This window comes from Micromonospora fluostatini (assembly GCF_050410825.1).
Lineage (GTDB): Bacteria > Actinomycetota > Actinomycetes > Mycobacteriales > Micromonosporaceae > Micromonospora > Micromonospora rosaria.
In genome coordinates this window covers 6,733,097-6,757,197 of the sequence record NZ_CP191251.1, presented here as the reverse complement: position 1 = coordinate 6,757,197, position 24,101 = coordinate 6,733,097, and the positions used below count along the sequence as shown (strand labels likewise).

At 73.2% G+C, this 24,101-nt stretch carries 15 protein-coding genes, 1 pseudogene and 1 riboswitch; of the genes and pseudogenes, 5 read left to right on the top strand and 11 right to left on the bottom strand.

Annotated elements, in window-relative coordinates:
• Positions 1-87 precede the first annotated feature (87 nt).
• Together ACQUFX_RS30250 and ACQUFX_RS30245 are read right to left on the bottom strand one after the other, a co-directional pair.
• A complete protein-coding gene (locus ACQUFX_RS30250) occupies positions 88-495 on the bottom strand; it encodes a roadblock/LC7 domain-containing protein (RefSeq protein WP_067359650.1) in 408 nt (135 codons plus the stop codon).
• Positions 492-3,596: a sensor histidine kinase gene (locus ACQUFX_RS30245; RefSeq protein WP_428963547.1), complete on the bottom strand. Its 3,105-nt coding sequence runs from the start codon at positions 3,594-3,596 to the stop codon at positions 492-494. The genes ACQUFX_RS30250 and ACQUFX_RS30245 overlap by 4 nt, the downstream gene beginning before the upstream one ends.
• A gap of 451 nt (positions 3,597-4,047) precedes the next feature.
• Here ACQUFX_RS30245 and ACQUFX_RS30240 point away from each other — a divergent pair, with 451 nt between their 5' ends.
• A complete protein-coding gene (locus tag ACQUFX_RS30240; RefSeq protein ID WP_428963546.1) occupies positions 4,048-5,232 on the top strand; it encodes an ABC transporter substrate-binding protein in 1,185 nt (394 codons plus the stop codon).
• An 87-nt stretch (positions 5,233-5,319) separates the two neighbouring features.
• Here the strand turns inward: ACQUFX_RS30240 and ACQUFX_RS30235 are convergent, their stop codons facing one another.
• On the bottom strand, positions 5,320-6,177 hold the full coding sequence (locus ACQUFX_RS30235; RefSeq protein ID WP_428963545.1) for an ABC transporter permease: 858 nt from the start codon (positions 6,175-6,177) through the stop codon (positions 5,320-5,322).
• Positions 6,178-6,278: 101 nt separating this feature from the next.
• Positions 6,279-7,310 (bottom strand): ABC transporter substrate-binding protein, encoded by a 1,032-nt coding sequence (locus ACQUFX_RS30230; protein WP_428963544.1) that lies wholly within the window; start codon positions 7,308-7,310, stop codon positions 6,279-6,281.
• Positions 7,311-7,590: 280 nt separating this feature from the next.
• Between ACQUFX_RS30230 and ACQUFX_RS30225 the strand changes: the two genes are divergently transcribed.
• The 3 genes from ACQUFX_RS30225 to ACQUFX_RS30215 all read left to right on the top strand — a co-directional run bounded on the left by ACQUFX_RS30225 (position 7,591) and on the right by ACQUFX_RS30215 (position 11,658).
• The gene (locus ACQUFX_RS30225; protein WP_428963543.1) at positions 7,591-8,412 is read left to right on the top strand and encodes an ABC transporter ATP-binding protein; all 822 of its coding nucleotides are present in this window, start codon (positions 7,591-7,593) and stop codon (positions 8,410-8,412) included.
• 4 nt (positions 8,413-8,416) lie between these two features.
• Entirely contained in the window at positions 8,417-9,367 is a 951-nt protein-coding gene (locus ACQUFX_RS30220; RefSeq protein WP_428963542.1) for an LLM class F420-dependent oxidoreductase, read from the top strand.
• A 215-nt stretch (positions 9,368-9,582) separates the two neighbouring features.
• Positions 9,583-11,658 carry a hypothetical protein gene (locus ACQUFX_RS30215; protein WP_428963541.1) on the top strand — a complete coding sequence of 692 codons (2,076 nt, stop codon included), beginning with the start codon at positions 9,583-9,585 and terminating at the stop codon, positions 11,656-11,658.
• Positions 11,659-11,722: 64 nt separating this feature from the next.
• Here the strand turns inward: ACQUFX_RS30215 and thiC are convergent, their stop codons facing one another.
• The 7 genes and pseudogenes from thiC to thiE form a co-directional block, all read right to left on the bottom strand.
• Entirely contained in the window at positions 11,723-13,315 is a 1,593-nt protein-coding gene (gene thiC, locus ACQUFX_RS30210) for a phosphomethylpyrimidine synthase ThiC (RefSeq protein WP_428963540.1), read from the bottom strand.
• Positions 13,316-13,332: 17 nt separating this feature from the next.
• The gene (gene thiD, locus ACQUFX_RS30205) at positions 13,333-14,151 is read right to left on the bottom strand and encodes a bifunctional hydroxymethylpyrimidine kinase/phosphomethylpyrimidine kinase (RefSeq protein ID WP_428963539.1); all 819 of its coding nucleotides are present in this window, start codon (positions 14,149-14,151) and stop codon (positions 13,333-13,335) included.
• A gap of 137 nt (positions 14,152-14,288) precedes the next feature.
• A pseudogene (locus ACQUFX_RS30200) lies at positions 14,289-14,843 on the bottom strand (thiamine phosphate synthase); the annotation flags it as partial.
• Positions 14,844-14,887: 44 nt separating this feature from the next.
• Positions 14,888-15,679, bottom strand: a complete 792-nt coding sequence (locus ACQUFX_RS30195) for a thiazole synthase (protein WP_428963538.1) — start codon at positions 15,677-15,679, stop codon at positions 14,888-14,890.
• Between the two features lie 5 nt (positions 15,680-15,684).
• Positions 15,685-15,885 (bottom strand): sulfur carrier protein ThiS, encoded by a 201-nt coding sequence (thiS, locus tag ACQUFX_RS30190; protein WP_067359640.1) that lies wholly within the window; start codon positions 15,883-15,885, stop codon positions 15,685-15,687.
• A complete protein-coding gene (gene thiO / locus ACQUFX_RS30185; RefSeq protein WP_428963537.1) occupies positions 15,876-17,057 on the bottom strand; it encodes a glycine oxidase ThiO in 1,182 nt (393 codons plus the stop codon). The genes thiS and thiO overlap by 10 nt, the downstream gene beginning before the upstream one ends.
• Positions 17,051-17,677, bottom strand: a complete 627-nt coding sequence (gene thiE, locus ACQUFX_RS30180; RefSeq protein ID WP_428963536.1) for a thiamine phosphate synthase — start codon at positions 17,675-17,677, stop codon at positions 17,051-17,053. Before thiE ends, thiO begins: the two co-directional genes overlap by 7 nt.
• Positions 17,672-17,781, bottom strand: a riboswitch (TPP riboswitch). Its footprint overlaps the gene before it by 6 nt.
• Before the next feature lie 415 nt (positions 17,782-18,196).
• On the opposite strand from thiE, the gene ACQUFX_RS30175 reads away from it, so the two are divergent.
• The gene (locus tag ACQUFX_RS30175; protein ID WP_428963535.1) at positions 18,197-24,070 is read left to right on the top strand and encodes a ThuA domain-containing protein; all 5,874 of its coding nucleotides are present in this window, start codon (positions 18,197-18,199) and stop codon (positions 24,068-24,070) included.
• Positions 24,071-24,101 lie beyond the last annotated feature (31 nt).

Here is a 24,101-nt window from a genome sequence, read left to right as displayed (position 1 = left end):
TTCACCTGTGCCCCGGCCGGGCCGACGGCGACGGCGCCGGGCCGACCGGCGACGGCGTCGTCCGGGCCCCCACGCCCGGCCGCCGTGTCACGACCGCACTGCGTCACGGGGAAGCGGCACCAGTGCCGCGCCGACCCGCTCGACCAGCAGCGCCATCTCGTACCCGACCTGGCCCACGTCGCAGCTACGGGCGGCGAGCACCGCCATCGAGGAGCCGTCGCTGATCGACATGAGGAACAGGTATCCGCTGTCCATCTCGATCACGGTCTGGAGCACGCCGCCCGCGCTGAACATCCGGGCGGCGCCCTCGGTGAGGCTGACCACGCCGGAGGTGATCGCCGCGAGCTGGTCCGCCCGGTCCGCCGGCAGGTCCCGCGAGGAGGCGAGCAGCAGCCCGTCCGCGGACACCGCCACCACGTGCGCGATGCCCGCCACGCTGTCGGCGAAGTTGGTGAGCAGCCAACTCATGTCCTGCATAGCCGCTGGCCTGTTCATCGACTCGTCTCCTTGGTCGAGGTGCTGTTCTGATCGGCCCCGGCCGTGCGTCCACGCTGGACGCCGCGATGGTACGCGGAGAGCAGGCCGCGTACCTCGTCCGGCGTCCGCCGGCTCCGGTCCCGGCCGCCCTTGGGCTCGATCCCACCGGGGACGAGCTGGGCCTGCGGTACCCGCTTCGGCAGCCCGGACCGGGTGGTCCCGGAGGCGGCCGGCTCGGCGGCCCGGCTGGCCCGGTTCCAGCCGTCGTCGGCTGCGGTCCGCCACGCCTCCGGCTCGACCGCCGGGGCCGCGGGGGGCGGGGTCGGCGGGGCCGGGACGGCGCTGGCGGCCGGGGCGGGTGACACCGGTACGGCCGGGGTGGCCGGGGCGGCCGGGGTCGGCGGGTACGACGGGGGTGGTGCCTGCACCGGCGGTGGCGTGGCAGCCGCGCCCGGGGTCCGGGTGGGCAGCGGCGGCCGGGCCGGCGAGGCGGTGGCCGCCGGCTGCTGGGTCCCGGCGCCCGGCTCCTGGTCGAAGCGGGGCCGGGTGAAGATGGCCGTCTCGTCGTTGCCGTGCGACCGGAACCAGACCGCTTCCATCTCCCGGAATATCGGTGCCTCGGCGGGCTGGTCCCGACGCCCCATCACGGGCGCGGAGGGCACCGCGGTCGACGTCGGGGCCGGGGGTGCGGCCGGGGCCGGCGGGGTGGCCGGAGCCGGGGCCGCCGGCAGGCCGGCGGTCGGCCCCAGCGGCAGCGCCGGGGTCGACGGCCGGGTCGGCTCGTCGATCGGCGCCCGCCGGGGCAGCGGGTCGACGGTGGGGTAGGCGACGGTGGGCGAGCCCACCGACAGGCCGGAGGTGGGTGCCGGCTCGGCCGGGGCCACCGGCGTCGGTTCCGGCGCGCTGGTCGGGGTCAGCGAACCCCCGCCGGCCCGGACCGTCGGCGCGGTGTTGCGGGCCTCCACCGGGCTCGACCAGGCGGGAGAGCTGGGCGTGGTGGTGGTGCTGGTCCGCCACTGCTCGGTGAGGGTGGCCGTCCGGCCGCCACCGGCGAGCGGGTCGCCGAGACCGGCCGGGGTGAGCGGGCTCGGCTCGGCCACCGGCTGACGCGGCCGGCTCTCGATCTGCTCCCGGCCCCGCTGGGTCGGCAGGACCACGGTCGCGGCCGGCAGCGTCACCTGGGCCACCGTGCCGCCCTCCACGTTGCGGCGCAGCTCCACCCGGATGGCGTACCGGGAGGCGAGCCGGCTCACCACGGCCAGGCCCATCAGCCGGAACGCCGCGACGTCCACGGTCGACGGGGCGGCCAGCCGCCGGTTGAGCGAGTCGAGCTGCTCGTCGGTGAGGCCGAGTCCCCGGTCCTCGATCTGGATCAGCACGTAGTCGCGGATCCGGCGGCCGTCGGCCACCACGGTGGTGTTCGGCGCGGAGAACCGGGTGGCGTTGTCCAGCAGCTCCGCGACCAGCCGCACCACGTCGTTGACGGCGTGCGCGGCGACGGAGACGTCGGTGTCGACGGTGCCGAACTCGATCCGGTTGTACTGCTCCACCTCGGACTGCGCGGCCCGCAGCACGTCGACCAGCAGGGCGTCGTCGCGACGGGGCACCGCCGAGTCCGCACCGGCCAGGACCAGCAGGTTCTCGTCGTTACGGCGCATTCGGGTGGCCAGGTGGTCCAGCTCGAAGAGGCGGGCGAGCCGCTTCGGGTCCTCCTCGCTGCGCTCGATCGCGTCCAGTTCGCCGATCATCCGGTCGACCAGCGTCTGACTGCGCCGGGCCAGGTTGAGGAACATCGCCGAGACGCTGGTCCGCAGCGCGGCCTGCTCGGCGGCGACCCGGACCGCCTCCTGGTGGACCACGTTGAAGGCCAGGGCGACCTGCCCCACCTCGTCGCGGTTGTTGAGCTTGATCGGGTCCCGTACCTGCCGGACGATCTCGTCCACACCGCCGTCGCCGACGTTGTTGATGTTCTGGAGCCGGGCCACCGCCTCCGGCAGGTCGTGGTTGGCCACCGACAGGGCGCCCTCCCGCAGCCGGCGCAGCGACTGGTTGAGCGACCGGGCCAGCACCACGGCCAGGGTGATGGCGATGATGAGGGTGAGCAGGACCAGCACCGACTCGACGATGGCCTGCCGGATGACGGCCGACCGGGCCGCCTCCACGTCGGCGAGCAGGCTCTCCTGGAGCCGCACCTCGGCCCACCGCATCAGGTCGTTGACCGCGCCGATCGAGTTGGCCGCGTCCGCGGCGCTCACCAGCGGGCTGCGCTGACCGACCGAACGGGTGATGTCGGAGGACACCCGGTCGGCCAGACCCACCGCGTCACCGGAGACCGAGTTCTCCACCAACGCGCGCTGGGCCGGGTCGGCGGCGAGGGAGAAGGCGAGCAGGGCCTCCTGCTGGCTGGTCAGCGTGGCGACGAAGGAGGAGAACTGCTCCTCGTCGAGCCGTCCGCCGACGAGCGCGGTGTAGGCGACCGCCTCCTCCTCGGCGACGGCGCCCTTCGCGCGGCTGAACGCGGCGACCGCGCGCCGGCTCTCCGCCAGGCGCTCCTCACCGGGGAGCTGGGCCAGCACGTCGCCGTAGGAGACGAGGTCGTTGAGGATGACGCCGTACCGCAGGGCCGCCGCCGCGACCGGCATCTGACGCCGGTCCAGCACCTCCTGCCGGGTGTTGTTCAGCGTCTCCAGGTGGGTGTCGATGACGTCGAGCCGGGTACGGACGGCGTTCGGCACGTCACCGAGGCGGCCCCGCTCCTCGCGGTAGTCGGCGATCCGCTCGTCGGTACGCCGTACCCGCAGGTTGTAGTCGTCGGCCGAGCGGCCCGGCGCGGCCAGGTACGCCGCCGCCGTCATCCGCTCCCGGTGCAGGTCCTGGGTGAGCGCCGAGACGTCGAGGGAGAGCGCGGTGAGGGCCCGGATCCGGGTGGCCTCGACGGCGCCCTCACCGGTCGAGATCAGCCGGATCGTGGCCAGCGCGATCACCGCCGCCACCGGGACGACCAGGATCAGCGCCAGCTTGGACCGGATCCGGGCGTCCCGCAGCCGGGGCAGTCGTCCACGAAGGCCGCGCTTCCTGGTCTCGCCGCTCTCGGGCAGGGTCGTAGGTCCGGTGCTCACGACATCGCCTCCGTCGTTTCTTCCACGCCTGACCCGCCGACCCGCGCCTCGTGCAACGGACAGCGCAGCGCGCGGCACGGCCGCGATTTCATCAGAGAAGATCCGTTTTGGGAAGCCGCCGTGCGAAAGAGAACGGTCGGGCCCGGCCCGACACACGCACCGATCACCTGATACCGCCAATTCTCTACCGCCCCTGACCAGGGCACGTAATCCAGAGTGGTCGGATGAATCTGCAAAGTGAGCGTTTGTGAACACCCGGTGTCCCCAACATGTGGGACGGTCGTCCCGAAACGCCTACCGGCATCCCGCGCTTGACCGCAGGGCCCGGCATTGGCAAGGTTTTGCAGGCTTCGCGCACACCGTACGGCACACGATTGCCGATCCTGCAATGAGGACGGCAGAACCGGCGGTGACCGGGCACCAACCCCGGGCCGCATCCTGGAGGACTGAGTTGACCCCCATCCGCTCCGCGACCATCGCGGCGCTCGCATCGGCCCTGGTGGCCACCACGCTCACCGGCTGCCAGTTCGGCGCGGAGGAGCAGGACACGAGTCCGATCGTCATCGCCGCGGACCTGGAACTCTCCGGTGCCGCCGCGCCGGTCGGCAAGGCGTACCAACGCGCACTCGAACTGAAGGTCGAGCAGCTCAACGCCTCCGGCGCGCTGGGCGCCCGGCAGGTCGAGCTGCGGGTGAAGGACAACCGCTCGGACGCCGCCGAGTCGCTGCGCAACGTCGGTGACTTCGGCAACGACGACGCGGTCAGCGCCATCATCATGGGTGGCTGCAACGAGTGCGCGGTCGGCGCGGTCCGGACCATCAACGAGCGGCGGGTACCCACCATCGCCCTCGCCCCGGCCGGCGACATCAGCAACCCGGTGGCCGAGCGCCGGTACGTGTTCCAGCTCGCTCCGACCGCGGCGGACAGCGCCGGCGTGCTCGTCAACGAGCTGGGCCGCGCGGGCGTCCGCCGGGTCGCGGTGCTGTACAGCGACGACGACTACGGCCGGGAGGGGCTCGCCGCGCTGCGCAGCGAGTTCGTCAAGGCCAACGTCACGCTGGTCCGCAGCACCGCCGTCCGCAGCACCGTCACCGACCTCGCCCAGCCGGTCCAGCAACTGGTCGGCCGCGACCCGGAGGCGCTGATCGTGTGGACCTCGCCGGAGCAGGCGGCCCTCGTCTCGAACAGCGCCGCGCAGGCCGGCTTCGAGGGCAACCTCTACTTCGACGCGGTGGCCGGCGGTGACCTCTTCCTCGGCACGTCGGCGCGGGCCAGCAGCCAGGCGACCCTGGTGTTCACCCAGACCATGGCGATCGACGACGTGATCGCCACGACGCCGGCCAAGGCGGCCCGGCGGCAGTGGTTCCAGGACTACACCGCACGCTTCGGCGGGTACCACGGCCTCTCCTCGTTCGCGGCGGACGCCGTGCAGCTCATCGCGGACGCCGAGCTGCGGCGCGGCGACGGGGCGGGCCGGCAGGCGGCCCGCGACGGCATCCGGGACGTGCTGGAGACCTCGCAGATGGACGGGCTCTCCGGCCCGATCCGGATGACGCCGGACAACCACTCCGGGCTGATGCCCCAGGCGCTCACCACCCTGGTCGCCCGGGGCGGTCGGTGGCGGCTGGCCGGCTGACGCCCGACCGACCCGGCTGGCCGGCCTCCCGAGGGGAGGCCGGCCAGCTTCCGGTCGGCGGACCGACCCGTCGACGGTCCGTGGTGGTCAGCGGTTCGAGGTGGTCTCCCGCACCCAGGGCAGCGCGATCCGCTCCGCGAGCACCAACGCCGAGTAGAGCAGGATGCTCACCAGCGCGACCAGGATGATGGCCGCCCAGGACGTGGCGGTGTCGCCGATGCCCGCGTACTGCTGGATGACGTAGCCCAGGCCACCCTCACCGGCCTGGAACTCCCCGATCACCGCGCCGATCGCGGCCAGGGGCATGGCGACCTTCAGCCCGACGAAGATCTGCGGCAGCGCGGCCGGGAACCGGACCTTGCGGAACGCCTGCCACCAGGAGGCGTTCCAGGAGCGGGCCAGCTCGGCCAGGTCGGCGGGGGTGGTGGTGAGCCCGGTGGCGGTGGAGAGCACGATCGGGAAGAAGCAGAGCAGGAACACCATCGTGAGGATCGGCGTCTGACCCCAGCCGAGCGCCACCACCAGCAGCGGCCCGAGGGTGATCTTCGGTACCGCGTTGATCGCGACCAGCAGCGGGGTGAACATCCGCTCCACGGTGCGGGAGGCGGCCAGCGAGAGCCCGATCAGGATGCCGGCCGCCGCCGAGAGGGCGAAGCCGAGCAGGATCTCCAGGGTGGTGACCCAGGCGTGTTCCAGCATCGGCGCGGGCTTCTCGACGAACGCGGCCAGCACCGAGCCGGGGGTGGGCAGCGCCGCCGGGTGCACCAGCTCCAGCCGGGCGGTCGCCCACCAGACCACGAAGGCGACCAGCAGGCCGGCCCCGGGCAGCAGCACCGCCGGGGCCTGGGCGCGGACCGCCGCGCCGGTCCCGGTCGGCCCGCCGGCCGCCGGGTTGTCCGCTCCGACCGGCGGTGTCGGCACCGCCGGTAACCGGACGTCAGTCATCTTGTCCTCCTCAACGTGCCGGCCGTCGCGGCCGACGACAGGGGGGTACGCCTCGCCGGGAGCACCGGCGGGGACGTACCCCCGTGTGACGGACGGTCCGATCAGGCCTTCGGCGTCAGGCTGAAGTCGATGATCTGGTCCGGAGTGATGTTCTGGTCGAGCGCCCCGGCGCCCTGCAGGATCGCGATGCTCTTGGCGACCCGGCCGTTGTCCAGGGTGCCGAGCGCGGTACCGGTGTTGTTCGACCGGACGTACCCGGCCATGAGCGACAGCTCGGCGGCGGCTGCCGCCGGCACGCTGGCCTCGACGTTCTTCTTCAGGATGTCCCCGGCCTCCTGCGGGTGGGCCAGGGCGTACTCCAGACCCTTGAGCAGCGCGGCGCTGAACCGCTTGACCATCTCCGGGTTCTCCTTGGCGAGCTTGCTGGAGGTGATCAGCGCGTTGCCGTAGAGGTCCTGCATCACGTTGCTGTACGGCAGCATGACGGCCTTCTTCTTGGAGACCGTCTCGATCGTCGGCTGGCCGACGACGAACTGGCCGATGCCGTCGACGCTGCCGGAGGAGAGGGTGCCGATCAGGCTCTGCGGGTCGCCGTTGACCCACTGCACCTTGCTGGCGTCGATGCCGGCCATCCGCGCGTACGTCGGGAAGAGGTTGCGCACCACGGAACCCGGGGCGTCGGCGAGCTTCTTGCCCTCCAGGTCCTTGGGCGTGGCGATGCCGTTGCCCTCCAGCGTGGCGATGCCGGCCATGGTCCGCTGGTGGATGGCGGCGATCACGGTGAAGTCCTTGGCCTGGCCGTTGCCGACCTGGAGCAGACCACCGGTGAGGTCGATCGGTCCGAAGTGGGCCTTGCCGCTGACGACGGCCTGGATCACGCCGTTGGTGCCCAGACCGGGCTGGATCTCGACGTCGAAGCCGGCCTCCTTGAAGAAGCCCTTGTCCTTTGCCACCCACGCGTACGCGTCACGACCGAAGTTGCCGAAAGAGGTGAGGTAGGTCACCTTCTCCAGTGACCCACCGTTACCTCCTGCTGACTGCTCGGCGTCGTCCGAACCGCTGCTGCACGCGGTCACCAGGGCGAGGGCGGTGGCCAGCGTGGCAGCGGCGACCGTACGGGTCAGCCTTCTCATCAGTGCACCATGTCCTTTCCCACCGGGGGATTCAGCCACCCGGGAGGGTCGTCGAACTGCGCCGACGCCGATCCAGGGGGAGATCGGCGCCACCGTAGGAGGGGATTCTTCGCGGGCACAGCGTACGAGACTTGTACCTGATGGTCACCAGTCACATCACGTTGCGGAACGAAAACAAACAGAAATCCACCCCGGACTGTTCGTAGTGAACACTCCTTCGCTACCCTGGCCCGACCCGAGAACATCGCAGCTCATGGCAGCTCAAGGAGGCGAGCCGGGGATGATCCGACTCTCTGGGGTATCTCGAACCTTCCACGGACGCACCGGCCACGTCGAAGCCCTGCGCGGCATCGACCTGCACGTCGCGGAGGGCGAGTTCGTCGCCGTCCTCGGCCGGTCCGGTTGCGGCAAGTCCACTCTGCTCCGAATGGTCGCCGGCCTCCTGCCGGCGACCGGCGGCGAGATCACTGTAGGTGGCACCCCGATCACCAGACCACGCCGGGACATCGCCATGCTGTTCCAGAAGCCGGCACTGCTGCCGTGGCGCACGGTCCTGGACAACGTCCTGCTGCCGGTGGAGTTCTTCGGCTGGAGCCGGGCGAAGTACCGCGACCGGGCCCGACAGCTGCTCGACATGGCCGGGCTGGCCGGCTTCGAGAAGCGCCTGCCGCACGAGCTCTCCGGCGGCATGCAGCAGCGGGTGTCGCTGTGCCGGTCGCTGATCGGCGAGCCCCGGGTGATGCTGATGGACGAGCCGTTCTCCGCGCTCGACGCGCTCACCCGCGAGGAACTGTCCGGGGAGTTGCAGCGGGTACACATGGAGACCAAGGCGACGATCGTCTTCGTCACCCACTCGATCGACGAGGCGGTGCTGCTGGCCGACCGGGTGGTGGTGCTCAGCCCCCGCCCCGGCCGGATCCGCAAGGTGGTCGAGGTGGACATCCCCCGGCCGCGCTCGCTGGGCCGCAACGCGCACCTGGCCGACGTCGCCCGGGTCAGCGCGGACCTGCACGAACTGTTGATGGAGCGGCACGCGCCGGATGCTCCCCAGCCGGTCGCCGTGGGCGCCGGCGCCCTGACAGCCACAGGCCTGGGGGCATGACACCATGCGGCTGACCGTCTTCACCGAGCCGCACCGCGGCGCGACCTACGACGACCAGTTGCGCTTCGCCCGGCTCGCCGAGGCGGGCGGGTTCGAGGGCTTCCTCCGGGCCGACCATTATCAGGCGCTGGGTGCCGATCCGGGCCTGCCCGGCCCGACCGACGCCTGGGTCACCCTGGCCGGGCTGGCCCGGGAGACCAGCCGGATCCGGCTCGGCACGCTGGTCACCTCGGCCACCTTCCGGCTGCCCGGCCCGCTCGCGGTGCTGGTGGCCCAGGTCGACCAGATGAGCGGCGGCCGGGTCGACCTGGGCATCGGCGCCGGCTGGTACGAGCGGGAGCACGCCTCGTACGGCATCCCGTTCCCGGCCGTCGGTGAGCGCTTCGACCGGCTCTCCGAGCAGCTCGACGTGATCACCGGGCTGTGGCGGACCCCGCCGGGCGAGACCTTCACCTACGTCGGCGACCACTACGAACTGCGGGACTCTCCCGCCCTGCCGAAGCCGGTGCAGGCGCCCGGACCGCCGATCATCATCGGCGGCAGCGGGCCGAAGCGCACCCCGGAGCTGGCCGCCCGGTTCGCCGACGAGTTCAACATGCCGTTCCGGACCGTCGCCGACACCGCCGACATGTACGACCGGGTGCTGGAAGCCTGTGACCGGTTCGGCCGCACCGACTCCGACCGCGCCCCGCTGGTGCTCTCCGCCGGCGTCGTGGTCGCCATCGGGCGCACCGACGCCGAGTCGCAGCGACGGGCCGCTCCGCTGCACGTCAAGACCGCGCTGCCGCCGGAGGATCCGGTGGTCGGCTCCCCCGCGCAACTGGTCGACCGGCTCGGCGAGTTCGCCGCGATCGGCACCACCCGGGTCCACCTGCGCCTGATCGACCTCGCCGACCTCGACCACCTGGAACTCATCGCCAGCGAGGTGCTCCCCCAGGTGAACGGAACCGGGTGACCGGCATCAGCCGGGACCTCGGACCCGGCCCGGTGGGCCAGGAGATCGTCGACGGGAACGGACGGGCCCGGGTCTGACACCTCTGCTCACCGGTGTCGGGGACACGACATATCTTCCCCGCCTGGTCCAACTCACGTAGACCCGCCGAGGGCGCGTCGCCGCGGCACGCTGGGCGAAGGTGGCGATCGGATGCATCGGGCCGTAACGTGCCGGACATGGCGTTTCGGACCTGGGGCCGGTTGTTGCCCACCGCACTCGGGGTGAGTGCGCTGGCCGGCGCCGGCCAACTCGGCATCGGCTACGCGTTCGGCATCCTCCGTTTCACCGGCGACTACACCGGTGCGGCGGCCGACCGCTGGCCGGCCCAACTCGTCTGGGCGGGCTGGTTCGCGGCGGTCGCCGCCACCACCGGGGCCGTGGTGGCCGACCGGCTGGCCCACCGCGACCGGCTGCCGGTCGGCCCGGCGGTGCAGCTCGCGGTCGCCGGTGCCGCCGGCCTCGGCGCGACCGTCGTGGCACCGCTGTGCATGCGCCCGGCCCGCGCGGCGGACCTCGGCGCGGTCGACCCGGTCTGGGCCGTCGCGCTCTGCGCCCTGCTCGGCGCGGTGGTCGGGGCCGGCGCCGCGCTCGCCGTACCGCTGTACCCGCCGCTGGGCTGGAACGTCGCGCTGCTCACCGGCACCGGCTGGCTGCTCGCGCTGCTCTCGGTCACGCCGTCGATCCTCGGCACCGGTCCGCTGCCCACGGTACGGCTCGGGGTGCTGGAGCCGGCCTGGCTCGACCCCGACGTCGCCCAGCGCCTGGCCGTGCTGCTCCTGCCCCTCGTGGCCCTGCTCGCCGGTGCGGTCACCGGCACCCTGGCCCGTCGGCACGGCCACCCACCCGTGGTGACCGGCGTGTCCGGGGTGGCCGGCCCGGCGCTCGTCGCGTTCACGTACCTGGCCGCCGGTCCCGGCGTCGGGGTGGACCGCTACCAGGCGGCCCCGTACGCCGGTGCCCTGATCGCGGTCGCCACCGGCGCGCTCGGCGCCACCGCCGCCACCGTCTGGCGGTGGCCGGTCCCCGGCTGGCCCACCGGTGCCGGCTGGCCGTCGGTCGTCCGGGCGGTGACCGGCCGGCGGACGGCCACCGCACCCCCGGCCACCCCCGCCCGGACCGTCCGGGCCGTCGAACCGACCGATATTCTCCTCCCCCTGCCCTCCGGAACCGGGCTGCCCGGCGAGGGCGGTGTCGGGACCACCGACCGGTCGGCGGACGGTGCGCCGTCCCCGACCGGGACGGCCGGCACCGGGCCGGTGGGTGGGGAATCGGTCGGAGGCGAACCGGTGGACGCGGTACCGGTCACCGGAGGAGAGGTCGGCGGGGGTCTCGTGGGTGGCGCGCAGGTGGACCGGGCAGCAACGGGCGAGGACGCCACGGGCGGCGTACCACCGGCGGACGGGTCCACCGGCCCCCCGGTGCCCCCGCCCGCGCACTGGGAGTGGCCGGTGACCAGCACCGACACTCCCACGCCACGACCCACCGCCGGTACCCGGCCCGCGCCCCTCCCCGCCACCACCGCCCCGCCGACCGTGGCCGGCACGACGCCCGCCACCACGGCTCCGGAGGCCACGATGATCCCGCCGGCCACGACCCCGGAGGCTGTGGCCCCGGAGGATATGGCCCCGGAGCCCACGACGCCGGAGAGCGCGACGCACAGCGGCACGACCTACACCGGCGCGACGTCCGACGGCCCGGGTGCGGGCGGCGCGCCGGTGGGTGGCACCGCCGCCGAGGTCGGTGCGGTCCGGTTCGACGTACCGGAGAGGGGGATGGCCGGGGACAGCGGGCCCTACGGCGCCGGGATCGGCGCCGCCTTCCCCGAGCCCGCGCCGACCCGGCACGACCGGCTCCCGCTGCCCGACCTCGCCAACGTGCCGAGTTGGAACGCCTTCGCCCCGCCCCGCCGCACCGACCCGGAACCCGCCTGGGACGAGGACGACCAGCCGGAGCCGGCCGCGGCCACGGAGGCGGCCCCCGGGGCCGACGCCCCGGAGGAGCCCGACCGGACGCCCACCGCCGAGGCGGGCGCCGGCCGGTTCACCCTCCGGCGTGGACTGTTCCGGCGCAACCGGAACCGGCCCGAGCAGGACGACCCGGCCGCGACCGACCGGGGACGCGACCGCTCGGAGCCGGTGCCGGAACACGACGAGGAGTACGTCGACTGGGTCACCGGGCTGGGCCGGCCCGGCCCGGAGCAGGAGGTCGGCCCCCGGTCGCTGCGCTCCCCCGGCCGGCACCACCGCGACTGACCCAGCACTGCCGGGCCGGCCGGACCGGACCCGCCGTGCGGACGACCAGGCCCGCCCTGCGCGGTCAGGCCTGTGGAAGGTAGACCCGGCCGCCGGCGGAGACGAACTCCGCCGACTTGTCCTGCATCCCCCGCGCCGCGTACTCCTTCAGCTCCTGGGTGATCTTCATGGAGCAGAACTTCGGCCCGCACATCGAGCAGAAGTGGGCCGTCTTCGCCGGCTCGGCGGGCAGCGTCGCGTCGTGGTACGACCGTGCCGTCTCCGGGTCCAGCGACAGGTTGAACTGGTCCTCCCAGCGGAACTCGAACCGCGCCTTGGACAGCGCGTCGTCCCAGGCCTGCGCCCCGGGGTGCCCCTTGGCCAGGTCGGCCGCGTGCGCCGCGATCTTGTACGCGATCACACCCGCCTTCACGTCGTCCCGGTCCGGCAGCCCGAGGTGCTCCTTCGGCGTGACGTAGCAGAGCATCGCGGTGCCGAACATGCCGATCATCGCCGCCCCGATCGCCGAGGTGATGTGGTCGTACGCGGGCGCGATGTCCGTGGTCAGCGGGCCGAGCGTGTAGAACGGGGCCTCGTGGCACCACTCCTGCTGGAGGTCCACGTTCTCCTTGATCTTGTGCATCGGCACGTGCCCGGGGCCCTCGATCATCACCTGCACGTCGTACTCCCAGGCGATGCTGGTCAACTCGCCCAGCGTCCGCAGCTCGGCGAACTGGGCCTCGTCGTTGGCGTCCGCGATGGACCCCGGCCGCAGCCCGTCACCGAGGGAGAAGGTCACGTCGTAGCGGGCCAGGATCTCGCAGAGTTCCCGGAAGTGGGTGTAGAGGAAGTTCTCCTCGTGGTGCGCCAGGCACCAGGCCGCCATGATCGAGCCGCCCCGGGAGACGATCCCGGTGACCCGGTCCACGGCCATCGGCACGTACGGCAGCAGCACCCCGGCGTGCACCGTCATGTAGTCCACGCCCTGCTCGGCCTGCTCGATGACGGTCTGCCGGAACACCTCCCAGCTCAGTTTCACCGGGTCACCGCCGACCTTCTCCAGCGCCTGGTAGATCGGCACCGTCCCGATCGGCACCGGCGAGTTGCGCACGATCGCCTCGCGGGTCTCGTGGATCCGCTTGCCGGTGGACAGGTCCATCACGGTGTCCGCGCCCCAGCGGGTGGCCCAGGTCAGCTTCTCCACCTCCTCGGCGACCGAGGAGGTCACCGCCGAGGTGCCGATGTTGGCGTTGACCTTCACCAGGAACGCCTTGCCGATGATCGCCGGCTCGCACTCGGGGTGGTTGACGTTCAGCGGCAGCACCGCCCGACCGGCGGCGATCTCGTCCCGGACGAACTCCGGCGTCGTCTGCTCCCGGATCGCCACGAACTCCATCTCCGGGGTGACGACCCCGGCCCGCGCGTACGCGAGCTGGGTGGGCCGCCTCCCGTCGGTACCCGCCAGCGGGGTGCCCGCCCCGCGGACCGGGGCGACGTCCCCCCGCTCGGCGATCCACGGACCGCGCAGCGCCGGCAGCCCCACCTCCGGGTCGGAGCCCGGCCCCGAGGTGTCGTACAGCCGGACCGGCGGGTTGTCCCCGGTCAGGTCCACCTCGGCGAAGGGCACCCGGACGTCCGGCCGCGAGCCCTCGACGTACACCTTGCGACGTGCCTGCATGACAGCCTCCCTGTCGATCACGCGGGACGCGCCGACGGGACCGGCCGCTCCGGCGACCAGCCGAAGTGGTCCAGCGGGCCGGCCCCCGCGCCCAGCTTCCAGTCCCGCCCGCCGGTCAGCGCGCGGGCGACGTACTCCTTGGCGGTGTCGACCGCCAGCGGCACCGGGTCGCCGAGGGCCAGTCGGACCGCGACCGCCGCCGAGAACGAGCAGCCGGTGCCGTGGTTGTTGCGGGTCGCCACCCGGGGCCCGCGCAGCAGGGTGGTCCGGCCGCCGCCGGCCAGCACGTCGACCGACTCGCCGTCCGCGTCGACGTCGCCGCCGGTCACCACCACGTGCGCCGGCCCGGCGGCGGCGAGCGTCTCGGCCGCCGCGACCATCTCCTCGACCGTGGTCACCGGCGCTCCGGTGAGGGCGGCGGCCTCCGCGCAGTTCGGCGTCGCCACCTCGGCGTACGGCAGCAGCCGCTCGACCGCGGCCACCACGCCCAGCGCGTGCCCGCTGGTCGCCACCAGCACCGGGTCGACCACCAGGTGCGGCAGTCGCCCCGCCTTCGCCACCTCGGCGATCGCGTCGGCGACGGCGGGGGTACCGAGCACCCCGGTCTTCACCGCCCGCACGGCGAAGTCGGCCAGCACCGCCTCGAGCTGCTCGGTGACGGTACGCGGGGGCAGCGCCAGGACCGCGTCGACGCCCCGGGTGTTCTGCGCGGTGACCGCGGTCAGCACGCTGGTCCCGTACGCCCCGAGGGCGCCGAAGACCTTGAGGTCGGCCTGGATGCCGGCACCGCCGCCGGAGTCCGAGCCGGCGATGGTGAGCACGGTCGTGGGGGTCACTGTTCTCCTCCGCTCGGGGCCGCCTGGTGCGGCTCCGGTCCGCCCGGGACCGCCTGGTGCGGCTCTCGTTCGCCCGGTGTCGTCCGGTGCGTCGTCGGGGGCGCCGGCCGGACCTCCCCGTGACAGGTCCGGCCGGCCGTTCCGGCGGCGGTGAGCGCGGCGGCGGTGAGCGCGGCGGCCACCTCGCCCGGGTCACCGGCGCGCATCACCGCGCCCAGCACCGCCACCCCCACCGCGCCCGCCCCGACGCAGGCCGTCACCTGCTCGGGTGTGGTCACCCCACCGAGCGCCAGGGCCGGTACCGGGCTGCGCCCGACCAGCGCGGCCAGGCCCGCCGGGTGCAGGGGTGGGCCGTGGCCGGGTTTGCTGCGGGTGGGCCAGACCGGCGACAGGGTCACGTAGTCCTCCGTGGTGAGCCGCCCCAGCTCGGCCGCGTCGTGACAGGACCGCCCGACGAGCCGCACGGCCGGCGGCGGGTACGGGCCGGCGGCGGGCAGGTGCACGGCGTCACCGCCGAGCGGGTCGGGACCGGCCACGACGAGCGTGCCGCCAACGTCGGCGAGGATCGCGCGCAGGTCGGCGGCGAGGGCGGCCCGCTCGGCGTCGGGCAGGTCCCGCTCCCGCAGCACCACCCAGCGGACGCCGCCGGCCACCGCCCGCGCCACCACCCGGTCCAGCGCCTCCCGGGCCATCCGCCGGTCGGTGAGCACCACCACGCCGGACGGTGCCACGGTAATCACAGGTCCGGCCTGCCCTCGTCCGGGGTGGAGGCGAGGGCGTGGAACCGGCGGGCGATCCGGCCCGCGCCGTACGCCAGCCGCCCGGCCTCGACCGCGTACCGCATCGCGGTGGCCATCGCCACCGGGTCGACGGCCCGGGTGACCGCGCTGGCCAGCAGCACCGCGTCGCAGCCGAGTTCCATGGCCAGCGCCGCGTCCGAGGCGGTGCCGATGCCGGCGTCGAGGATCACCGGCACCTCGACGCTCTGCCGGATCAGCCGGATGTGGTGCGGGTTGCCGACGCCCAGCCCGGAGCCGATCGGGGCGCCGGCCGGCATCACCGCCGCGCAGCCCACGTCGGCCAGCCGCCGGGCCAGCACCGGATCGTCGCTGGTGTACGGCAGCACGGTGAACCCGTCCGCGACCAGTTCCTCGGCGGCGCGGAGCAGTTCCACCCCGTCGGGCAGCAGCGTCCGCTCGTCGCCGATCACCTCCAGCTTGACCCAGTCGGTGTCGAAGGCGTCCCGGGCCAGGTGGGCCACCTTGACCGCCTCGGCGGCGGTGTAGCAGCCGGCGGTGTTCGGCAGCAGCCGGACGCCGCACCGGTCCAGCAGGTCCAGCAGGCCGCCGGAGGTCCCCGGCGCGGTGTCCACCCGGCGCAGCGCCAGGGTGACCAGCCCGGTGCCGGAGGCCCGGACGGCCTGCTCCAGCACGTGCAGGTTGGCCGCCCCACCGGTGCCGAGGATCAGCCGGGAGCCGAACGTCTCCCCGCCCACGGTGAAGCCATCGTCGGGGCTCGTGGTGGTCATCCCGGTCACCCGCCCTGCGCCGCGCTGAGCACCTCGACCCGGTCCCCCGGCCGCAACGCGGTGGCCGGCCAGCCGGTCCGGGGCACCACCTCGCCGTTGACCGCGACGGCCACGCCGCGCTGCTGTGGGGTGACCTCCCGGACCAGGTCGGCCACGCTCGCCCCGGCGGCGACCGTCCGTTCGACACCGTTCACCGTCACGTCCACCCGTCCTCCTCGATCGACTGCTTGCTGCGACCCGTGCTTCCCGGCCGGGCCGCGCCGCAGGTGAAGCGGTCGGCGCCGAAGGGGGCCAGGAGCGGATCGGGGGTGCCGGTCACCACCAGGTCGGCGATCAGGTCGGCGGTGACCGGGGCCAGCACGATGCCGTGCCGGTGGTGTCCGGTGGCGACGATGACGCCGGGGCGGCCGGGCAGCGGACCGAGGACCGGGGCGTTGTCCGGCGTACCCGGGCGCAGCCCGGCGACCGCCTCGACCAGGTCGTACTCGGCCAGGTCGGGGACCAGGTCGACGGCGGCGCGCAGCAACCGCAGCACGGCACCGGCGGAGACGGCGGTGTCCGAGCGCTCCTCGACGGTCGCGCCGACCACCACCTCCCCGTCGGCGCGGGGCACCAGGTAGACCGGCTCGCCGTCGGCGTACCCCCGGATGACGTGGCGGAAGCCCGGCGGACCGCCGTCGGGCGCGCGGAGCCGGAGGATCTGCCCCTTCACCGGCCGCACCGGCAGCCCGGTGAGGGCGGCGGCGCCGCAGCCGGCCGCCACGACGGTGACCGGCGCGACCACCTCGGACAGGTCGGTGACCGGGGTGCCGACCAGCCGCGCCCCGGCCCGCTCGGCCGCCGTGCGCAGCGCCGTGACCAGCCGGCGCGGGTCGACCTGGTGGTCGGTGGCGGCGAACGCGCCGCCGCGCAGCCGCAGGGTGAGCGCCGGTTCGCGGTCGCGCACCTGCGACGGGCGCAGCGGCGTGATCGGCAACCCCAGACCCTGCTGGTACGTCCAGAGTCGACGCGCCTCGGCCAGGTCGTCGCCGGTCAGCCCGACGACCAGGGTGCCGTCGGTGCGGTACCCGATCGGCGTGCCGGCGGCCTCGGTCAGCTCGGCGGCGAACCCCGGCCAGCGGGCCGCCGAGTCGGCGAGCAGCCCGGTCAGCTCGTCCTCGCCGAAGTGCGCCTCGACGACCGGGGAGAGCATCCCGGCGGCGACGCCCGACGCACCCGACCCGGGAGCCGGATCGTGCACGACGACCCGCAGCCCCCGCCGCGCGCACCGCCAGGCGATCGCCAGCCCGATCACCCCGCCCCCCACCACCGCCACCTCCGGTGTAAGGAAGGGCCCCCTGTTAACGCTTTCGGTAGTAGAGGGGCCCCCTGCTAACACGTCAGCTCCCGGAGCAGCTCAGCGGTGGCCCGCGCCGGATCGGCGGCGGTGGAGAGCGCGCCGACCACCGCCACCCCGTACGCCCCGGCGGCGCGCAGCGCCGGCACGGTCGCCGCGGTCACCCCGCCGATGGCGATCACCGGTACGTCGACCGCGTCGGCGACCGCGCGGATCCCGGCCGGGCCGATCGGGTCGGGCAGGCCGTCCTTGGTCGAGGTGTGGTGGCACGGGCCGACGCCCAGGTACCCGGCCCCGGCGTCGACGGCGGCACGGGCGGTCACCGGCTCCCGGGCGGTGGCGCCGAGCACCGCGTCCGGGCCGAGCACCCGACGGGCGGCGTCGACGGGCAGGTCGTCCGCGCCGACGTGCCCGCCGTCGGCGCCCACCGCGAGCGCCACGTGCAGCCGGTCGTTGACCAGGCAGGTGGCCCGGTACGGGGCGCAGAGCGCGACGACCCGGCCGGCCAGGTCGTACGCCTCGCGGTCGGTGGCGGCGTCCTCGACCCGTACCTGGACGACCAGGTCGGGGCCGGCGACGCCGAGCGCGGCCCGGACCACGGCGAGCGGATCCCGCCCGGGTCGGGTGTCGGTGACCAGATGCAGTCGTCCCAGGGACGGCACGGCAACTCTCCTCCCTGCGCCGGCATTACCCGGATCAGGTTCGACGGTCGGGGGCTCCTAGCCCCCCTCTCAGCCCGGTGCACCGGGCTCCCGTGGGTTGGTTGCGTGCCACCGTACGACGAATCCCCGGATCCGCCAAGCCCCGCCCGGCCCCCGCCCCACCCCGTCCATCCACCGCGATCACGCAGTTCAGGCCCGCGTGACGCGGCATGTGCGGCATTTGCCGGGGCGGCAACCGCATGATCGCCGAAAGAGACGACGGCGGCGACAGGCGGGGACGGGGCGGGTGGGGGTTCCGGTTTGGGGGGCTCGCACCTATTGCGGGGTGGCGTTACGGAACCGTTACCGCTCCGCATCTTGCCGGACACTCACATATTGGCACTAATTTGTTTATTGGTTCGACAGAATGCTGCCGGGGGATCGGCGTCTCCTCGTCAGCGTGTGTCCGAGTCGATATCGGGGCGGTCTTCGGCGAGCCGCCCCTGTACGCCGTCGTCCAGTACGGACAGAGGAGACCTCGTGTCCCTATCCCGCCGCATCAGACCGCCGCGCGGCGCCCTTCCCGCGGCCCTGATCACCCTCACCCTCACCACCACCATGATCGGCGCGCCCGCCCAGGCCGCCCCCACCACCGCGCCCACGGCCGCGCTCGCCCAGGCGGCCCCGGCCGCGCTGGCCCAGCCGGCACCGAAGCCCGCACCGGCGCCGGCCGCGCGGACCGCCGCCGCCGAGCCGTACTCGATCCTGGTCTTCTCGAAGACCGCCGGGTTCCGGCACGGCTCCATCCCGGCCGGTATCGCGGCCATCCAGCAACTCGGTGCGGCGAACGGGTTCACCGTCGACACCACCGAGGACGGAGCCGCGTTCACCGACGCGAACCTGGCGAAGTACAAGGCCGTCGTCTGGCTCTCCACCACCGGGGACGTCCTCGACGGCGGGCAGCAGGCCGCGTTCGAGCGCTACATCCAGGGCGGTGGCGGGTACGCCGGCGTGCACGCCGCCTCCGACACCGAGTACAGCTGGGAGTGGTACGGCAAGCTGGTCGGCGCCTACTTCGCCAACCACCCGGCCAACCAGACGGCCACCGTCAAGGTCGAGGACCACGCCCACGACTCCACCGAGCACCTGCCGGAGCGCTGGGAACGCTACGACGAGTGGTACAACTTCCGCTCGAACCCGCGCTCGCAGGTGCACGTCCTGGCCAGCCTGAACGAGACGAGCTACAACCCGGGCGCCGGGGCGATGGGCCACGACCACCCGATCGCCTGGTGCCAGGAGTACGACGGCGGCCGGGCCTGGTACACCGGTGGTGGCCACACCAACGAGTCGTTCGCCGAGCCGGAGTTCCTGGAGCACCTGCTCGGGGGCATCCAGACCGCCGCCGGGGTGGTCGACTCCGACTGCGCCGCCTCCCAGACGTCGAGCTTCGAGAAGGTCACGCTGGACAGCAACACCAGCAACCCGATGGAGCTGGACGTCGCCCCCGACGGGCGGGTCTTCTACATCGAGCGGGACGGCCGGGTGCAGATCGTCAAGCCCGACACCGGCAACACCGTCACCGCGATCGACCTGGACGTCTTCACCGGTAACGAGGACGGCCTGATCGGCATCCGGCTGGACCCGGACTTCGCCACCAACAACTGGGTGTACCTCTACTACGCGCCCAACGGCGGCGGCCCCCGCAACTACCTGTCGCGGTTCACCGTCAGCGGAGACAGCATCGCCCTGGCCAGCGAGAAGGTCGTGCTGGAGGTCACCACCCAGCGCAACACCTGCTGCCACGCGGGCGGCACGATGGCGTTCGACTCGGCCGGCAACCTGTACCTGGCCACCGGGGACAACACCAACCCCTTCGAGTCCAGCGCCTTCACGCCGATCGACGAGCGGCCGGGACGCCAGGACTACGACGCCCAGCGGACCTCCGGCAACACCAACGACCTGCGCGGCAAGGTGCTCCGAATCCACCCCGAGGACGACGGGACGTACACCATCCCGGAGGGGAACCTCTTCCCGCCGGGCACCGAGAAGACCCGCCCCGAGATCTACGGGATGGGCTTCCGTAACCCGTTCCGGATGGGCATCGACCCGGCCACGGACACGCTCTACGTGGCCGACTACGGGCCGGACGCCGGCTCGGCCAACCCGAACCGGGGCCCCGAGGGCCTGGTGGAGTGGAACATCGTCGACCGGCCCGGCAACTACGGCTGGCCGTACTGCACCGGGACCAACCAGGCCTACAACGACTACCAGTTCCCGTCCGGGCCGAGCGGGGCGAAGTTCGACTGCGCCGCCCCGGTGAACAACTCGCCCAACAACACCGGCCTGACCACCCTGCCGGCGGCCATCCCGGCCACCGTCGACTACGGCTACGGCGGCAACCCCCGCTTCCCCGAGATCGGCGGCGGCGGCGCGCCCATGGGCGGCCCGGTCTACCGGTACGACGCCGACAGCACCTCGGACCGCAAGTGGCCGAAGTACTACGACGGCAAGGCCATCTTCGGCGAGTGGAACCAGTCGAAGATGTACACCATGCAGGTCACCAAGGACGGCAAGTCCCTGGTCGACATCAACCAACTGCTCACCGGGATGTCCTTCGTCCGGCCGATGGACTTCGAGTTCGGCCCGGACGGTGCGCTGTACCTGATCGAGTGGGGCAGCGGCTTCGGCGGCAACAACGACAACTCCGGGGTCTACCGGATCGACTACGTCGCCGGTGACCGGGCCCCGATCGCCCAGGCCAGCGCCGACCCGACCTCCGGCGCGGCGCCGCTGACGGTCACCTTCTCCAGCGAGGGCTCCCGGGACCCCGACGGCGGCGCGCTGACCTACGCTTGGACCTTCGGCGACGGGAACTCCTCCACCGAGGCCAACCCCACCCACACGTACGCCGAGGCGGGCAACTACAACGCCCAGCTCACCGTGACCAACGTCAAGGGCCGTACCGCCGTGGCGAACGTCCCGGTCACCGTCGGCAACACCGCGCCGACCGTCACCATCGAGTTCCCGCCGGACGGCGGCTTCTTCGAATGGGGTGACCAGGTCAAGTACACCATCAAGGTGACCGACCCGGAGGACGGCGAGATCGACTGCACCAAGGTCAACCTCCAGGTCCTCCTCGGCCACGACGAGCACGCCCACCCGCTGGACCAGCTCACCGGCTGCACCGGCACGGTGCAGACCCAGCTCGCCGCCGGCCACGGCGCGGAGGCGAACGTCTTCACCGTGCTGGAGGCGACCTACACCGACAAGGGCGGCGTCGGCGGGGCCGAGCCGCTCACCGGCCGGGCGCTGGAGATCCTCCAGCCCAAGCGCAAGCAGGCCGAGTACCACACGGCCACCGGTCGGGTCGCCGGCAGCATCGGCGGCGGCGACCCGGGCGTGCAGAAGGAGACCACCGGGGACACCGCCGGTGGCGGCCAGAACATCGGCTGGATCGAGGACGGCGACTGGTGGTCGGTCCAACCGGCCAGCCTGACCGGGATCGACGCGATCCGGATCCGGGTCGCCTCGCAGAGCGCCGGAGGACGGATCGAGGTACGCGCCGGAGCCGCCGACGGCCCGCTGCTCACCTCCGTCGACGTACCGGTGACCGGGGCGTGGCAGACGTACACCGACGTCACCGCGCCGGTACCGGCGGACGCCGACGCCCGGGGCACGCTGTACTTCGTGGCCCGGTCCCCGGCCGGGGCCACGAGCAGCCTGTTCAACGTCAACTGGATGGACTTCCTCGGCAAGGGCGTCACCGACAACACGCCGCCGACGGTGACCGCCACGGCCACCCCGACCAGCGGCACCGCGCCGCTGACCGTGGCCTTCGCCGGCACCGCCACCGACCCCGAGGACGACACCCCGTTCACGTACGCCTGGGACTTCGGTGACGGCGGCACGGCGGACACCCTGAACGCCGAGCACACGTACACCGCCCCGGGCACCTTCACCGCCACCCTGACGGTGACCGACAAGCGCGGGGCCAAGGGGTACGCCACCGTCCAGGTGAAGGTGGACGCACCCACCACCTCCTGCTTCGGGCTCCGCTCGGACGACTTCGGCGGTACCGGACTGGACCGGGAGCGGTGGCAGACCGTGGTCCGGGAGAACCAGTCGTACTCGGTCTCCGGGGGTGTCCTGCGCCTGCCCACCGGTGTGGGTGACCTGTACGGGGACCGCAACGACGCGACCAACCTGGTCCTCCAGCCGGTGCCCGCCGGGGCCTGGCAGGCCACCACGAAGGTCACCGTGCCGGTCACCGCCGACTACCAGCAGGCAGGTCTGATCCTGTACGGCGACGACGACAACTACGCCAAGGTGGACCTGCTCTTCGGCGGCAACCGCAAGGTGGAGTTCATCCGGGAGACCGCCGGGTCGCCGCGCAACGAGGGGGCCGACGCCACCGCCGCCCCCGCCGGTGACACCATCCACCTGCGGCTGACCAGCGACGGCACGAACCTGACCGCGGCCTTCTCGACCGACGGGCAGACCTTCACCCCGGTCGGCCGGGCAGCCGCCCTGGCCGGGATCACCAACCCGCAGATCGGCCTCTTCGCCCTCAACGGGGGCACCACCGCCCCGGTGGTGAACGCCGAGTTCGACTGGTTCCAGTTCACGCCGGACACCCCGGCCGAGCCGGTGGCCCCGTCGGACGAGTTCACCGGGAACGCGCTGGACAAGTGCCGGTGGAACGCGATCGTCCGGGAGGACGCGACCGCGTACCGGGTGACCGACGGCGCGCTGCGCATCGACGTGCCGAACGGTGACATCTACGGCACCGACAACACCGGGCCGACGAACTTCGTCCTGCAGACCGCGCCCTCGGGCGACTGGACCGTGGAGACGAAGGTCGACGGCAGCCTGCTGGACGAGCAGTACCAGCAGGCGGGTCTGCTGGTGTACGCGGACGACGACAACTACCTCAAGTTCGACTACATCGTGGACAACTCGCCCGGCCAGCCGGTCACCCGGCGGCTCGAGTTCCGCAGCGAGGTCGGCGGGGCGGTGCAGAACCCGCAGCCGAACGTCGAGAACCTGACCGGTTCGGTGTGGCACCTGCGGCTGGCCCGCACCGGTGACACGTACACCGCGTCGTACTCGGCCGACGGGGAGGAATGGACGTCCCTGGGCGAGCTGACCAGCACCGTCGTGGGGGCCACCCCGAAGGTGGGTCTGTTCACCCTCGGGGGCAACCAGACCGCCCGCAAGACGGCGTCGTTCGACTACTTCCGGCTCACCACCGGACAGGTCGACGGCACCGCCCCGGTCACCACGGCCGAGGTCGCCGGCACCCCGGTCGACGGCTGGCACACCGCGGCGACCACGGTCACCCTGACCGCGACCGACGAGGCCGGTGGCAGCGGGGTGGACCGCACCGAGTACCAGCTCGGCCCGGCCACCGCGTGGACCGCGTACACCGCCCCGGTGGAGATCACCGGTGACGGGGAGCACGAGCTGCGGTTCCGCTCCACGGACGAGGCCGGCAACGTCGAGGAGACGAAGTCGGTCACCGTCCGGATCGACACCACCGCGCCGGTCAGCACCGCGGCGTTCGCTCCGGCGAACGACGAGGGCTGGCACGACGGTACGGTCCCGGTGGTGCTCACCTCGACCGACGCCGGTTCCGGGGTGAAGCTGCTGGAGTGGTCGCTGGGCGGCGGCGACTGGACGCCGTACACCGACCCGATCGAGATCAGCGGTGACGGGCAGCACGAGCTGCTCTACCGGGCCACCGACAGCGCCGGCAACGTCGAGACGCTGAAGTCGGCGGTGGTCCGCATCGACGGCACCAAGCCGACGCTGCTGGTGTCCGGAATCGCCGACGGCCAGCTCTACGGCGACAGCCAGGACGTGCGGATCACCTGGCAGGCCGTCGACCCGACCTCCGGCATCCAGTCGGTGGTGGGCACGCTCAACGGTCAGCCGTACGCCAGCGGCACCCTGCAGGCCATGTACGAGCTGCCGCTCGGCCTGCACGAGCTGACCGTGACCGCGACCGACAAGGCGGGCAACAAGACCACCTCGACGGTCCGGTTCTTCGTCACCACCTCGTTCCGCGACATGCAGAACCTGATCGACCGGTTCTCGTCGACCGGGCGGCTGTCCAACCTGGCCCACCGGAAGCTGACCAACAAGCTGACGGCGGTCCGGACCTCGGAGGCGGCCGGCAACGACAAGCGGGCGGTGCAGCAGCTCACCGCGTTCCGGGCGCTCGCGGCCGACCCCGAGCTGGTCACCGAGGCTGAGATCCGGGAGGTCCTGGTCCGGGACGCCGACGCCATGATCGTCCGGCTCGGCGGCACGGCCAGCAAGGCCGGCGTGAAGGCGAACGACGGCAAGAAGGTCGACGGCACCGGCCGGCTCGACGACGATCCGACCCGGATCGCCCCGAGCGGCCAGCTCTGACCGAACCGGGTGCCCGTCCGTCGCCGTTCCT

What these genes read in the sequence shown, in the direction of transcription:
- thiC (WP_428963540.1), bottom strand. Translation starts at nt 13,315, where the DNA reads ATGCAGGCACGTCGCAAGGTGTACGTCGAGGGCTCGCGGCCGGACGTC.
- ACQUFX_RS30225 (WP_428963543.1), top strand. Translation starts at nt 7,591, where the DNA reads ATGATCCGACTCTCTGGGGTATCTCGAACCTTCCACGGACGCACCGGC.
- ACQUFX_RS30230 (WP_428963544.1), bottom strand. Translation starts at nt 7,310, where the DNA reads ATGAGAAGGCTGACCCGTACGGTCGCCGCTGCCACGCTGGCCACCGCC.
- ACQUFX_RS30250 (WP_067359650.1), bottom strand. Translation starts at nt 495, where the DNA reads ATGAACAGGCCAGCGGCTATGCAGGACATGAGTTGGCTGCTCACCAAC.
- ACQUFX_RS30220 (WP_428963542.1), top strand. Translation starts at nt 8,417, where the DNA reads ATGCGGCTGACCGTCTTCACCGAGCCGCACCGCGGCGCGACCTACGAC.
- ACQUFX_RS30215 (WP_428963541.1), top strand. Translation starts at nt 9,583, where the DNA reads ATGGCGTTTCGGACCTGGGGCCGGTTGTTGCCCACCGCACTCGGGGTG.
- ACQUFX_RS30195 (WP_428963538.1), bottom strand. Translation starts at nt 15,679, where the DNA reads ATGACCACCACGAGCCCCGACGATGGCTTCACCGTGGGCGGGGAGACG.
- ACQUFX_RS30235 (WP_428963545.1), bottom strand. Translation starts at nt 6,177, where the DNA reads ATGACTGACGTCCGGTTACCGGCGGTGCCGACACCGCCGGTCGGAGCG.